The sequence below is a fragment of the Streptomyces sp. RG80 genome (assembly GCF_040446465.1).
Taxonomy (GTDB): domain Bacteria; phylum Actinomycetota; class Actinomycetes; order Streptomycetales; family Streptomycetaceae; genus Streptomyces.
Genome location: NZ_JBEAAJ010000001.1, coordinates 1,274,940 through 1,288,565, shown reverse-complemented (window position 1 = coordinate 1,288,565; position 13,626 = coordinate 1,274,940). Strand labels below are relative to the sequence as shown.

At 69.0% G+C, this 13,626-nt stretch carries 12 protein-coding genes and 1 pseudogene; 4 read left to right on the top strand and 9 right to left on the bottom strand.

Annotated features, from left to right (window positions below):
• Positions 1-61: 61 nt before the first annotated feature.
• From ABKA17_RS05885 to thyX, 3 genes are all read right to left on the bottom strand, one after another.
• On the bottom strand, positions 62-1,747 hold the full coding sequence (locus ABKA17_RS05885; protein WP_353690731.1) for a ribonuclease J: 1,686 nt from the start codon (positions 1,745-1,747) through the stop codon (positions 62-64).
• Between the two features lie 154 nt (positions 1,748-1,901).
• The gene (gene dapA / locus ABKA17_RS05880) at positions 1,902-2,801 is read right to left on the bottom strand and encodes a 4-hydroxy-tetrahydrodipicolinate synthase (protein WP_353690730.1); all 900 of its coding nucleotides are present in this window, start codon (positions 2,799-2,801) and stop codon (positions 1,902-1,904) included.
• 211 nt (positions 2,802-3,012) lie between these two features.
• Complete coding sequence (gene thyX, locus ABKA17_RS05875) at positions 3,013-3,753, bottom strand: FAD-dependent thymidylate synthase (protein WP_353690729.1); 741 nt, start codon at positions 3,751-3,753, stop codon at positions 3,013-3,015.
• A gap of 199 nt (positions 3,754-3,952) precedes the next feature.
• Between thyX and ABKA17_RS05870 the strand changes: the two genes are divergently transcribed.
• Both ABKA17_RS05870 and ABKA17_RS05865 read left to right on the top strand, forming a co-directional pair.
• On the top strand, positions 3,953-4,192 hold the full coding sequence (locus ABKA17_RS05870) for a hypothetical protein (protein WP_353690728.1): 240 nt from the start codon (positions 3,953-3,955) through the stop codon (positions 4,190-4,192).
• Between the two features lie 90 nt (positions 4,193-4,282).
• Positions 4,283-4,837: an SCO5741 family PH domain-containing membrane protein gene (locus ABKA17_RS05865; protein WP_353690727.1), complete on the top strand. Its 555-nt coding sequence runs from the start codon at positions 4,283-4,285 to the stop codon at positions 4,835-4,837.
• 72 nt (positions 4,838-4,909) lie between these two features.
• Here the strand turns inward: ABKA17_RS05865 and ABKA17_RS05860 are convergent, their stop codons facing one another.
• From ABKA17_RS05860 to rpsO, 5 genes are all read right to left on the bottom strand, one after another.
• Entirely contained in the window at positions 4,910-5,362 is a 453-nt protein-coding gene (locus ABKA17_RS05860; protein ID WP_353690726.1) for a tetratricopeptide repeat protein, read from the bottom strand.
• A 2-nt stretch (positions 5,363-5,364) separates the two neighbouring features.
• Complete coding sequence (gene dapB / locus ABKA17_RS05855) at positions 5,365-6,117, bottom strand: 4-hydroxy-tetrahydrodipicolinate reductase (RefSeq protein ID WP_353690725.1); 753 nt, start codon at positions 6,115-6,117, stop codon at positions 5,365-5,367.
• 41 nt (positions 6,118-6,158) lie between these two features.
• Positions 6,159-7,538, bottom strand: coding sequence for a M16 family metallopeptidase (locus ABKA17_RS05850; protein ID WP_353690724.1), 1,380 nt, complete (start codon positions 7,536-7,538; stop codon positions 6,159-6,161).
• The gene (locus ABKA17_RS05845; RefSeq protein ID WP_353690723.1) at positions 7,535-9,751 is read right to left on the bottom strand and encodes a polyribonucleotide nucleotidyltransferase; all 2,217 of its coding nucleotides are present in this window, start codon (positions 9,749-9,751) and stop codon (positions 7,535-7,537) included. Before ABKA17_RS05845 ends, ABKA17_RS05850 begins: the two co-directional genes overlap by 4 nt.
• A 323-nt stretch (positions 9,752-10,074) precedes the next feature.
• On the bottom strand, positions 10,075-10,362 hold the full coding sequence (gene rpsO, locus ABKA17_RS05840; RefSeq protein WP_046263478.1) for a 30S ribosomal protein S15: 288 nt from the start codon (positions 10,360-10,362) through the stop codon (positions 10,075-10,077).
• Between the two features lie 299 nt (positions 10,363-10,661).
• Here rpsO and ABKA17_RS05835 point away from each other — a divergent pair, with 299 nt between their 5' ends.
• A complete protein-coding gene (locus ABKA17_RS05835) occupies positions 10,662-10,943 on the top strand; it encodes a DUF397 domain-containing protein (protein ID WP_353690722.1) in 282 nt (93 codons plus the stop codon).
• A gap of 86 nt (positions 10,944-11,029) precedes the next feature.
• On the opposite strand, the gene ABKA17_RS05830 is transcribed toward ABKA17_RS05835, so the two are convergent.
• On the bottom strand, positions 11,030-12,526 hold the full coding sequence (locus ABKA17_RS05830) for an outer membrane protein assembly factor BamB family protein (RefSeq protein ID WP_353690721.1): 1,497 nt from the start codon (positions 12,524-12,526) through the stop codon (positions 11,030-11,032).
• A gap of 484 nt (positions 12,527-13,010) precedes the next feature.
• On the opposite strand from ABKA17_RS05830, the pseudogene ABKA17_RS47915 reads away from it, so the two are divergent.
• A pseudogene (locus tag ABKA17_RS47915) lies at positions 13,011-13,091 on the top strand (SCO5717 family growth-regulating ATPase); the annotation flags it as partial.
• Between the last annotated feature and the right edge of the window lie 535 nt (positions 13,092-13,626).

The following is a 13,626-nucleotide window of genomic DNA, read 5'->3' as shown; positions in this document are numbered from 1 at the left end:
CGCCTCGATGCAAATCGAGGCGCCCCGCTCCCGGTTCACGCTTGTGGAGTCCGACGGACCGTCAGACCTCCACCACCACCGGGAGGATCATCGGCCTGCGGCGATAGGTGTCGGAGACCCACTTGCCGAGGGTCCGCCGCACCAGCTGCTGCAGCTGGTGGGGTTCGACCACGCCGTCCTGCGCCGAGCGCTCCAGTACCTCCGTGATCTTCGGGATCACGTCGCTGAAGACGGAGTCCTCGATGCCGGAGCCACGGGCCTGGATGTGCGGGCCACCCGTGATCTTGCCGGTCGAGGCGTCCACGACCACGAAGACGGAGATGATGCCCTCGTCTCCGAGAATCTTCCGGTCCTTAAGGGCCGGCTCGCCGACGTCACCGACAGAGAGGCCGTCGACGTACACGTAACCCGCCTGGACCTTGCCGGAGATCTTGGCCTTGCCCTCGACGAGGTCGACGACGACGCCGTCCTCGGCGATGACGATCCGGTCGTGCGGGACGCCGGTGAGGGCGCCGAGCTCGGCGTTGGCGCGCAGGTGGCGCCATTCGCCGTGGACCGGCATCAGGTTCTTCGGGCGGCAGATGTTGTAGAAGTACAGCAGCTCGCCGGCCGAGGCGTGACCCGAGACGTGGACCTTGGCGTTGCCCTTGTGGACGACGTTGGCGCCCCAGCGGGTCAGGCCGTTGATCACGCGGTAGACCGCGTTCTCGTTGCCGGGGATCAGGGACGACGCCAGGATCACCGTGTCGCCGTTGACGATGCGGATCTGGTGGTCGCGGTTGGCCATGCGGGACAGGGCCGCCATCGGTTCGCCCTGGGAGCCCGTGCAGACCAGGACCACCTCGCGGTCGGGGAGGTCGTCGAGCGTCTTGACGTCGACCACCAGGCCCGGCGGGACCTTCAGATAGCCCAGGTCCCTCGCGATGCCCATGTTCCGGACCATCGAGCGGCCGACGAAGGCGACCCTGCGGCCGTACTCGTTGGCCGCGTCCAGGATCTGCTGGATGCGGTGGATGTGGCTGGCGAAGCTCGCGACGATGATCCGCTTACGGGCGTTGCCGAAGACCTGGTGCAGGACGTTGGAGATGTCCCGCTCGGGCGGGACGAACCCCGGCACCTCGGCGTTCGTCGAGTCGGAGAGAAGGAGGTCGATGCCCTCCTCGCTCAGACGCGCGAAGGCGTGCAGGTCCGTCAGACGGTTGTCCAGCGGGAGCTGGTCCATCTTGAAGTCGCCCGTGTGGACGACCATGCCCGCGGGGGTGCGGATGGCGACCGCCAGGGCGTCCGGGATGGAGTGGTTGACCGCGACGAACTCGCAGTCGAAGGGGCCGATGCGCTCGCGGTTCCCCTCCGCCACCTCGAGGGTGTACGGGCGGATGCGGTGCTCCTGGAGCTTCGCCTCGATGAGGGCGAGGGTCAGCTTGGAGCCGATCAGCGGGATGTCCGGCTTCTCGCGGAGCAGGAACGGGACGGCACCGATGTGGTCCTCGTGGCCGTGCGTGAGCACGATGCCCTCGATGTCGTCGAGGCGGTCCCTGATGGACGAGAAGTCCGGCAGGATCAGGTCGATTCCGGGCTGCTCTTCCTCGGGGAAGAGCACGCCGCAGTCGACGATCAGCAGGCGGCCGCCGTACTCGAAGACCGTCATGTTTCGGCCGATCTCGCCGAGACCGCCGAGCGGGGTGACCCGGAGGCCGCCCTCGGGGAGCGGCGGGGGCGGGCCGAGTTCAGGATGCGGATGACTCAAAAGACTCTCCTCACCACACGCGCCACGTACCGGTTGGGCACGTGGCGCGCATGACGTTCGTGCGTGTAGCAGTTGTCGTTGTGGATGCAGGCCCGGTGACCTGCTTATTCAGTTGTGAAGTCTGTTGCGGCCCGGGGGCGCGCGAAGTCTGTTGTCAGAGCTGTACCCCGCCGGCGGCAAGATCGATCTTGAGCTGCTCGATCTCTTCCGGCGCGAGCTCCACCATGGGGGCGCGCAGCGGTCCGGCGGGCAGGCCCTGGAGGGCGAGTGCGGCCTTCGTCGTCATGACGCCCTGGGTGCGGAACATGCCCGTGTAGACCGGGAGCAGCTTCTGGTGGATCTCGGTCGCCTTGTGGACGTCGCCGGAGGTGTACGCCTCGACCAGGGCGCGTAGCTCGGGCGTGACCAGGTGGCCGACGACCGAGACGAAGCCGACCGCGCCCACGGAGAGCAGCGGCAGGTTCAGCATGTCGTCGCCGGAGTACCAGGCGAGTCCGGAGCGGGCGATGGCCCAGCTGGCGCGGCCGAGGTCGCCCTTGGCGTCCTTGTTGGCGACGATGCGCGGGTGCTCGGCCAGCCGGACGAGTGTCTCGGTGTTGATCGGGACGCCGCTGCGGCCGGGGATGTCGTAGAGCATTACCGGCAGTTCGGTGGCGTCGGCGAGGGCCTTGAAGTGCCGGTACAGGCCTTCCTGCGGAGGCTTGTTGTAGTACGGCGTGACGACCAGGAGGCCGTGAGCGCCGGTCTTCTCGGCGGTCCTGGCCAGTTCGAGGCTGTGGTGGGTGTCGTTGGTGCCGACGCCGGCGACGACGTGGGCACGGTCGCCGACCGCCTCCAGTACGGCTCGTACGAGATCCGATTTCTCCGCGTCACTGGTGGTGGGGGACTCACCGGTGGTGCCGTTGATGATCAGGCCGTCGTTGCCTGCGTCCACCAGGTGGGAAGCGAGCCGCTGCGCGCCGTCGAGGTCGAGCGCGCCGTCCGCCGTGAAGGGCGTGACCATGGCGGTGAGGACCCGCCCGAAGGGGGTCTGCGGAGTGGAGGTCGGAGCCATGGGTAACACGCTACTCGCTGCTCAAGGCGGGGTCTGCCCTCGGGGGGCTGGAAAAGTCATGACAAAGGTGGAGCCCGGCACTGCCTGCTCGGGGGTTCAAGCAGTGCCGGGTCCGTTTGATCAGGCTAGATGAACTTCTCCAAATGCCGCAATACGGACACTTCGCACGGCTGACCCGTACATCTGTGCCCGGCCGGAGAACGCGGGTGCGTTACGGCGCCACACGGCCGTTCGCATTGAAGGCCGCGTAGGTGAGCGGCATGAGCTTGGCCCACTCGGCCTCCATCTTCTCGCCGACCATCTCGATCTCGCGCTGCGGGAAGGACGGCACCTTCGCCAGCTCGTGCTGGGTGCGCAGGCCGAGGAAGTGCATCAGCGAGCGGGCGTTGCAGGTGGCGTACATAGAGGAGAAGAGGCCGACGGGGAGGACGGCCCGGGCAACCTCGCGGGCAACTCCGGCGGCGAGCATCTCCTGGTAGGCCTCGTAGGACTGGCGGTAGGAGTCCTCCATCGAGCGGGTGACCAGGCCCTGCTGGGCCTCGGTGCCCTCGACGAAGACGTACTTGCCGGGGCGGCCCTCCTGGACGAGCTTGCGGTCCGCGCCGGGGACGTAGAAGACCGGCTCGAGCTCCCTGTAGCGGCCCGATTCCTCGTTGTACGACCAGCCCACGCGGTGCCGCATGAACTCGCGGAAGACGAGGATCGGGGCGCTGATGAAGAAGGTCATCGAGTTGTGCTCGAACGGGCTGCCGTGCCGGTCCCGCATCAGGTAGTTGATGAGGCCCTTGGAGCGCTCGGGGTCCTTCTGGAGCTCCTCCAGGGACTGTTCGCCGGCGGTGGAGACGCGGGCGGCCCACAGGACGTCGGAGTCGGCCGCGGTGTGCTTGACCAGCTCGACGGTGACGTCGCTGCGGAAGCTGGGCTTGAGGTCGTCGGCGGGGGTGTCGGTCACGGCTCGGAGGGTCCTTCCATCACTTCTCTCGGGCGGCGCCCACTCTACGGCCCGGCACTGACATCGGGGCGTTCGGTGCCGGGACGCGACATCTTCGGTGAAGTTCTGTGAATTCGGGGCATGAGGGCACCTTTTGTGGCACTCGTGCGTCTGTATCAGCAACAGTCACTTATTCGAGCTTGAGAGGAGCGTCTCCCCGATGTTCCGTCGGCGTGAGCCCGTCCCGTTCGCCTTCGTCGCCGAGGCCGACAGGTTCCGCAGCAATGTCACTCCCCCACCCCGCGAGAAGTCCTCCGCCGGGCAGATAGCCGGGAACTGGCTCCTGGGGGTCACCATCGTCGCCGCCCTGGTGGGATCCCTGGTTCTCGGGATGCCCGCACTGACGATCGATCACTCCCCCACACCGGCGCAGGAATCACAGGCGTCCCAGGGACACTGACTCATCCGAACCCCCAAGGGTGGATCCAGAAGGCACCGACGGATAGCCTCACCGGGCACAGCCCCCGTATGGATCGAGTGAGGACCAGCCGTGCCCCTGCCCTTTCTGACGGCCGACCGCGCATTCGAGACAGCCGATGACGTCGCGCTGCCCTTCGACGACCGCGAGCACTGGCGGCGTCCCTACCGGCCCGGGCCCTATCGGGTGGGTGCGGCGGCGCTTCTGCTGCTGCTCGCGTCGTACGTGCTGTTCGCGGCGGTCATCATCGCCCTCACCGGCTCCCTGTCCGAGGGCGGTGTGGTGTTCGGGATCGCGCTGGCCTTCATCGTGGTCGCGTTGCGGCTGCTGCGCATGGGCGTGTGGGTGAGCGCTCAGGGGGTGCGGCACGTGGGGTTCCTCCTCACGCGTACGACGCGCTGGGAGAAGGTCGTCGCCGTGCGGACGGTGCAGCAGCCGGTGCGCTGGCTCGGGTTGCCGCGCACGGTGCAGGGTCAGGCCCTGACCGTCGTACGTGGTGACCGTGGGGCCGGGGACACGGTGGCGCTGCTGACCACGCACAACGCGGACTTCCTGGCGCGGCCCGAGGCGTTCGACCGGGCCGCGGACTCGGTGGAGGCGTGGGGCGCGGAGTACCAGCGGGGCTGACCCCGCACCAGGAACAACGCCGAAGGGGCCGGTCCGCATCGACTGCGGGCCGGCCCCTTCGGCGTACGGCGGTCAGGCCTGTACGGGTCGTCCGTCGTGCAGGGCGATCGCGCGCTGCATCGCCTTGCGGGCGCGCGGGGTGTCGCGGGCGTCCTGGTAGGCGACGGCGAGGCGGAACCAGTTGCGCCAGTCGTTCGGCGCGTCCTCCGTCTCGGCCTTGCGCTTGGCGAAGACCTCGTCGGCCGAGTCGCGGTCGATCCGGCCGCTGGGCGTGCGCTTCAGCTCGTCGACGGGCAGGCCGCCCTCGGCGTCGAGTTCGGCGGCAAGGGCGTTGGCCCTACGGACGAACTGGGTGTTCTTCCACAGGAACCACACGCCGATGACCGGCAGGATCAGCACCGCCACGCCGAACGTGACGGTGAGGAGCGTGCCCGTCTGGATGAGCATGACGCCACGGCTGCCGACCAGGACGAAGTAGAAGACCAGGACGGCGGCCGTTATGGCGTACGAGAGCTTGGCGCGCATGATCAGCCCAGGTCCAGGAAGTGTTCCAGGCCGAAGGTGACGCCCGGGGTGGTGGTCACGCGGCGGGCACCCAGCAGGATGCCTGGCATGAAGCTGCTGTGGTGGAGCGAGTCGTGGCGGATCGTCAGCGTCTCGCCCTCGCCGCCCAGCAGCACCTCCTGGTGGGCCAGCAGACCGCGCAGCCGGACGGAGTGGACCGGGACGCCGTCGACGTCCGCGCCCCGCGCGCCGTCCAGGCCCGTCTCGGTGGCGTCCGGCGCCGGGGCCGTGCCCGCCTCGGCGCGGGCGGCGGCGATGAGCTGGGCCGTGCGCGTGGCCGTACCGCTCGGGGCGTCGACCTTCTTCGGGTGGTGGAGTTCGACGACCTCCACCGACTCGAAGTAGGGCGCGGCGATCTGCGCGAACTTCATGTTCAGGACGGCCCCGATGGAGAAGTTGGGCGCGATGAGGACGCCCGTCTCCGGGGACGCGGCCAGCCAGTCGTTCAGCTGCGCGAGGCGCTCGTCGGTCCAGCCCGTCGTACCGACGACGGCGTGGATGCCGTGGCCGACGCAGTACTCGAGGTTGGCCATCACCGAGTCCGGCGTGGTCAGTTCGACGGCCACCTGGGCACCCGTCTCGGCCAGGGTCTCCAGCTTGTCGCCCCGGCTCAGGGCGGCGACCAGCTCCATGTCCTCGGCGGCCTCCACGGCCCGTACCGCCTCGGAGCCGATCCGGCCCTTGGCACCGAGGACCGCCACGCGCAGCTTGCTCATCTTCTTGCTTCCTTAACCGAAACAGCCGATACAGACGGGGATTAGGCGACGGCCTCGTGCAGCCGGGCCGCCTGCTTGTCCTTGAGCGGGCCGATGACCGACAGCGAGGGCCGCTGCCCCAGGATGTCGTGGGCGACCGCGCGGACGTCGTCCGGGGTGACCGAGGCTATCCGGGTCAGCATGTCGTCGACCGACATCTGCTCGCCCCAGCACAGCTCGCTCTTGCCGATGCGGTTCATGAGCGCGCCGGTGTCCTCCAGACCGAGGACGGTGGAGCCGCGGAGCTGGCCGATGGCGCGGGCGATCTCGTCGTCGGTCAGCCCGTGCTGGGCGACGTGGTCGAGTTCGTCGCGGCAGATCTTCAGCACGTCGTGGACCTGCGAGGGACGGCAGCCTGCGTAGACGCCGAAGAGGCCGCAGTCGGCGAAGCCCGAGGTGTACGAGTACACGCTGTAGGCCAGGCCGCGCTTCTCCCGGACCTCCTGGAACAGGCGCGAGGACATCCCGCCGCCCAGGGCCGTGTTCAGCACGCCGAGGGCCCAGCGGCGCTCGTCGGTGCGGGCCAGGCCCGGCATGCCGAGGACGACATGGGCCTGCTCGGTCTTGCGGCCGATCAGCTCCACGCGGCCCGCGGTGCGCAGGGTCCGCCTGCCGTCGCGCGGGGCGATGGGCGTGGCGGCGGTGTTCTTGAGGGCGCCCGCCTTCTCGAAGGCCGCGCGGACCTGTCGTACGACCTTGTTGTGGTCGATGTTGCCCGCGGCCGCCACGACCAGGTGGGTCGGGTCGTAGTGCTTCTTGTAGAAGCGGCGGATGCGGTCGGCGGTGAGGGCGTTGACCGTGTCGACCGTGCCGAGGACCGGGCGGCCGAGGGGGTTGTCGCCGAACATGGTGTGCGCGAACAGGTCGTGCACACCGTCGCCCGGGTCGTCCTCGGTCATGGCGATCTCTTCGAGGATCGCGCCCCGCTCGACGTTGACGTCCTCTTCGAGGATCAGCGAGCCCGTGAGCATGTCGCTGACGACGTCGATGGCGAGCGGCAGGTCGGTGTCGAGCACGCGCGCGTAGTAGCACGTGTACTCCTTGGCCGTGAACGCGTTCATCTCGCCGCCGACAGCGTCGATGGCGGACGAGATGTCCAGCGCCGACCTGCGCGTGGTGCCCTTGAAGAGCAGGTGCTCCAGGTAGTGCGTGGCGCCGTTCAGGGCCGGCGTCTCGTCACGGGAGCCGACGTGGGCCCAGATGCCGAAGGTCGCCGAGCGGACCGAGGGCAGGGTCTCGGTGACGATGCGCAGGCCGCCCGGGAGGGTGGTCTTGCGGACCGTGCCGATGCCGTTCGCGCCCTTGACGAGGGTTTGGGTACGGGCGACGGCCCGCGCCTCCGAAGAGGTGCGGGCCGTCGCCGTCGAGCTGCTCGACGTCACTTGTCGGTGTCGTCCTTCTTCTCATCGTCGCCTTCGCCCTCGATCACGGGGATCAGGGAGAGCTTGCCGCGGGAGTCGATCTCTGCGATCTCGACCTGGACCTTGGAGCCCACGCCGACGACGTCCTCGACGTTCTCCACGCGCTTGCCACCGGCGAGCTTGCGGATCTGCGAGATGTGCAGCAGACCGTCCTTGCCCGGGAGCAGCGAGACGAACGCGCCGAAGGTGGTGGTCTTGACGACCGTACCCAGGTAGCGCTCGCCGACCTCCGGCATGGTCGGGTTGGCGATGCCGTTGATCGTGGCGCGGGCGGCCTCGGCGGCCGGGCCGTCGGCGGCACCGATGTAGATGGTGCCGTCGTCCTCGATCGTGATCTCGGCGCCGGTGTCCTCCTGGATCTGGTTGATCATCTTGCCCTTGGGGCCGATGACCTCGCCGATCTTGTCCACGGGGATCTTGACGGTGATGATCCGCGGGGCGTTCGGGGACATCTCGTCCGGCGTGTCGATCGCTTCCATCATCACGTCGAGGATGTGGAGGCGGGCGTCACGGGCCTGCTTCAGAGCGGCGGCCAGGACGGAGGCCGGGATGCCGTCCAGCTTGGTGTCGAGCTGGAGGGCGGTCACGAACTCCTTGGTGCCGGCGACCTTGAAGTCCATGTCGCCGAAGGCGTCCTCCGCACCGAGGATGTCGGTGAGGGTGACGTAGTGCGTCTCGCCCTCGATCTCCTGGGAGATGAGGCCCATGGCGATACCGGCGACGGGGGCCTTCAGCGGCACACCGGCGTTCAGCAGCGACATGGTGGAGGCGCAGACCGAGCCCATGGACGTCGAGCCGTTGGAGCTCAGCGCCTCGGAGACCTGGCGGATCGCGTAGGGGAACTCCTCGCGCGTCGGCAGGACCGGGACCAGGGCGCGCTCGGCGAGGGCGCCGTGGCCGATCTCGCGGCGCTTCGGGGAGCCGACGCGGCCGGTCTCGCCGACGGAGTACGGCGGGAAGTTGTAGTTGTGCATGTAGCGCTTGCGGGTCACCGGGGAGAGGGTGTCCAGCTGCTGCTCCATGCGGAGCATGTTGAGGGTGGTGACGCCCAGGATCTGGGTCTCGCCACGCTCGAACACCGCGGAGCCGTGCACGCGCGGGATGGCCTCGACCTCGGCGGCGAGCGTACGGATGTCCGTCAGCCCACGGCCGTCGATCCGCTTCTTCTCCTTGATCACGCGCTCACGGACGAGCTGCTTGGTCAGGGAGCGGTACGCGGCGGAGATCTCCTTCTCGCGGCCCTCGAACTCCGGCAGGAGCTTCTCGGCGGCGAGCGCCTTGACGCGGTCCAGCTCGGCCTCGCGCTCCTGCTTGCCGGCGATCGTCAGCGCGGAGGCGAGCTCCGGGCGGACGGCGGCGGAGAGCGCCTCCAGGACGTCGTCCTGGTAGTCGAGGAAGACCGGGAACTCGCCGGTCGGCTTGGCGGCCTTGGAGGCGAGGTCGGCCTGGGCCCGGCAGAGCACCTTGATGAAGGGCTTCGCGGCTTCCAGACCGGCGGCGACGATCTCCTCGGTCGGCGCCTCGGCACCGCCCTTGACCAGCTGGATGGTCTTCTCGGTGGCCTCGGCCTCGACCATCATGATCGCGACGTCGCCGTCCTCCAGGACGCGGCCCGCGACGACCATGTCGAAGACGGCGTCCTCGAGCTCGGTGTGCGTCGGGAAGGCCACCCACTGGCCGTTGATCAGCGCGACGCGGACGCCGCCGATCGGGCCGGAGAAGGGCAGACCGGCCAGCTGGGTGGACGCGGAGGCGGCGTTGATCGCCACGACGTCGTACAGGTGGTCGGGGTTGAGCGCCATGATCGTGGCGACGACCTGGATCTCGTTGCGCAGGCCCTTCTTGAAGGACGGGCGCAGCGGGCGGTCGATCAGGCGACAGGTGAGGATCGCGTCCTCGGAGGGGCGGCCCTCACGGCGGAAGAAGCTGCCGGGGATCTTGCCGGCGGCGTACATCCGCTCCTCGACGTCCACCGTGAGGGGGAAGAAGTCGAGCTGGTCCTTGGGGTTCTTGGAGGCGGTGGTGGCCGACAGCACCATGGTGTCGTCGTCCAGGTACGCCACGGCGGAGCCGGCGGCCTGCTTGGCGAGGCGGCCCGTCTCGAAGCGGATGGTGCGGGTGCCGAAGGAGCCGTTGTCGATGACGGCCTCGGCGTAGTGGGTCTCGTTCTCCACTAGCGTTTCTCCATTACTTTTCGTCTTTTGTCCCGGCCCGCCCGTGTGGCGGGGGGACATGGGCGGAGAAGCGCTCCGTCTGTTGCGGGCCGGTCTTCGATCGAAGCACCCGGGTTCGCATTGCCCGGGAGCCACTACCGAGGACCGGCGGCGGCGAGGTGCACTTCTCCTCGTGGTACTGCGTCTACTGCGTTGGCACTGCGTTGCGCTACCACACTACAAAGTAGGTGTGACACTCCGCACGTTTCCGTACGTACGGCGGGCGCATACGGCAAAGGGAGCGGCCCCCGATCGTTTCGGGAACCGCCCCCCTTCACGGCGTCTTACTTGGCGCCCGCCGCACCACGGCGGATGCCGAGGCGGTCGACCAGCGCACGGAAGCGCTGGATGTCCTTCTTCGCCAGGTACTGGAGAAGACGGCGACGCTGACCGACCAGAATCAGCAGACCACGGCGGGAGTGGTGGTCGTGCTTGTGGGTCTTGAGGTGCTCGGTCAGGTCCGAGATCCGGCGCGAAAGCATGGCGACCTGGACCTCGGGGGAGCCGGTGTCGCCCTCCTTCTGACCGAACTCGGCGATGAGCTGCTTCTTCACTGCGGCATCGAGCGGCACTCGAAACTCCTCGTAGTCTGAAAAATGGCCACCGAGTGCCCCCGGTCTATGTCTCGGGGGAGCTTCCGTTACTCGGGAGGCGGGGATCCGCTGGGCGCGGCCTCCAGGGTCCTTCAGAGGACTCCGGGGGTGCGTACACAAACGTCCGTCACTCAGGGTACCAGCCACAGGTGGGCCCCTTGTCCCGGGTTCCGATTTCCCCCGGACGGGGCGGAAGGGGCCACTAGGGTGATCACGCAGATCGTACGCAGCGGGGCTACGGCAGCGGGCTACGCACGTCGGGAAGGGGTCGCCGGGACATGGCGGAGACGGCAGACGAGATCAAGGCGCGCAAGGAGCGGGAGCGGGACGAGCTCTACGCCCTCGACATCTCGGGCGTCGAGTGGCAGAGCGCGCCGGGCACGGAGGAGCACGAGGAGCGGGTCGAGATCGCGTACCTGCCCGAGGGTGCCGTGGCCATGCGGTCCTCGCTGGACCCCGACACCGTGCTGCGGTACACGGAGGCGGAGTGGCGGGCGTTCGTGCTCGGGGCGCGGGACGGCGAGTTCGACATCGAGCCGGCGCCGCAGGAGACGGAGTGACGACGGAGTGACGGCGAGGGGCGGCACGCACGCGTGCCGCCCCTTTTCGCACCCTCGGTGTTTCGCACTCTCAGAGTTTCGCTCTCTCAGTGCTTCAGTCCGGCGCTCCCGACCGCCAGCGCCATCAGCACTCCGTCGGTCGGGTACTTGTCGTCGGCGACCAGTTCCCGCTTGCCGAAGAAGGCCCGGCCCTGCTGGAAGAGGATGTCGGACTGCTCCGGGTCGCTGAGCTCGCCGTCGTCGTCCTCCGGGAGCGTGAAGAGGAGGAGCGGGGTCTCCCGGTCCGTCCTGGGGTTCCAGCGCACCACGGCCGCCGGGGCGACGACGCCCGCACCGCGCCGGTAGATCAGGAGGTCGTCGCCGCTCATCCGCAGCGGATGGACCTTCTGGAGCTCGCGTCCGTCGAACTTGCCGACCGTCTTGCCCGTCGCCAGGTCGAACGCCACGATCCAGTTCGAGGGCTGGCCGGTGGCGATGTTCTCCTTGCTGGTGACGAAGGCCTGGGTGCGTCCGACGACCACGCCGTCGCAGCTCTCGTACTCGCCGAAGAACGACAGTCCGAAGTACCGCTCACCGCACTTCGCCTCGTAGCCGTTGAGGGCGATGGTCGTACGGTGCTTTCCCGCGGCGTCCAGCGAGATCAGGTCGGTCACCTCGCTGTCGCCTGCCGCGACCGCGAGCACCGGCGGGTCGGACGACGGCAGGTAGACGGTCTGGATGCCGGCGGCGACCTTGTACGACCACCGCGCCTTGCCCGTGCGCGGGTCCAGCTTCTGCACCCGGAAGGTGACGTCGGGCACGGACCCGCAGCTGAGCAGGGACAGCAGCGCGCGGCCGCCGGCGAAGGCCTTGTCCTCGCACTCGGAGCCGAGGGTGCTGTTCCAGAGCTGCTTGCCGGACTTCATGTCGTACGCCACGGAACCCTGACCCCAGGCCACGGCGACGACACCCTTCGTCAGGGTGAGGTTGGTGTTGGTGACGAAGGCGGAGCCGGCCGCGGGCATCTTCTTCTGCCACAGCTTCTTGCCGGTGTTCAGGTCGAAGAACACCACCTGGTCGCAGACGCCGTCCTTCTCCGACCCCTTGGGCTGCGGAGGCTGGACGACCACGGCGGTACGGCCGTCCGCGGTGACGTGCCGGCTGGTGGCGCAGAGGTGGCCGGGCAGCTTGAGGGTCCAGGCCTTCTCGTCGGCGTCGAGGGCGATGTTGTAACCCTCCAGACGGTTCGCGACACCCTTGACCATGACCTTGTCGGTGGCCCAGGTGCCGGGCGCGTAGCGGGGGCTGGCGTCGTTGGTCCTGGCGAGGTTCTCCTCGTCGTGCTCGAGCATCAGCCGGCCCTCGGGTGAGGCGGGGACCTGCTCGGTCGTCTCCCTGACGGCGTCCGGGCTCTGCGCGACGGTCCGCCGGGCGTCGACGGGATCGCTGTCGTCCCCGGACGCGAAGAGCCAGCCGCCTCCGCCCAACGCGAGAGCCGTGATGACCGCCACGGCGCCCAGCAGTTTCGTACGGCGGCGCTTGCGGGCGGTGTCGGCCGAGAGTGCGGATTGGGTGTAGATCGAGGGAGGCGGGCCGAAGCTCACGCGGAGGAGCCCCTTCTGTTTCTGTCGGCAGGGTGACGGGACACAAGATCGGATCGGCCCTACTATGCCCGCCGGTCAGTGCCGGTCCGGGATCGGGGTGGGCCGCCGCACTCCTTCAACAGCCGTGCGGAGAAGGCCCCTTCGGGAGCGGACGCGCCCGACCCTCCTCACCTTCCGCTTATGTTCGGTACGTTCACGAACATCGCCCTTTTTCGTCATGAATGCGAAAGCTGTGTACGTCACTTCTGGGCAGGTTGTGACGCAGCGGACGCTCGCTCAGGGGTGGACGGGCCTGCCGGGGTGGTGCTTGTGGTGATTAGGCTGGTACCGGGCGCGACGCCAGAACCCGTGGACCGGGCGTCGGTGTTCCGGGGGGAGAGCCGGTGGATCGGACGACCTCGAACGACTTCGGACGACTAGAAGACGACAAGAAAAGGTCGCCCCTAGCACGGCATGAGGGTGCTCGACCACATCAGGAGGAATTGTGAGCAGCGATCGGGACGGGATCCGCGGGGGCTGGGCCACACCCGGCGATGACCAGCCCGACGCGGAGTCCGCCAGCGAGATGACGGGCGAGTTCACCATCGACTACGCGCCGCCCGCCTGGTACACGCAGAACGCTTCGGGGGGTTCGGGCGACGGCGGCAACTCGTCGGGGCCGGCCGGGGCGGCACCGGGCACCGGTGCATCGCCGAGTGCGGGTGGACCGTCCGGTTCCGCCGGTACTTCCGGTACGACGGGTTCGGCCGGTGCCGGTCCGATGGCTTCGGGTACGCCCGGTGCCGCGCCCTCTCCGGTGGACTGGTCCGCTTCCTCGCTGCCGGGGCTGACTCCTCCCGCCCATTCGCGTCCCCAGGGTGCCGCCCCGGGGCCGGGGGCTCCGTTCACGCCGCCCGCGCCCGGTCCGGGGGCACCTTTCACTCCGCCCGCGGCGGGACCCGGTGCGCCTTTCACTCCGCCGGCGCCGCCGACGCCCGGTCCCGGGGCGCCCTTCACGCCTCCGGCGCCGGCCGCCGGTGCGCCGTTCCAGCCGCCCGCGCCGTCGAACGAGGGTCCGGGGGCGGTGCCCAGGCTTCCGGCGGGGAGCGGGTTCGAGCCGC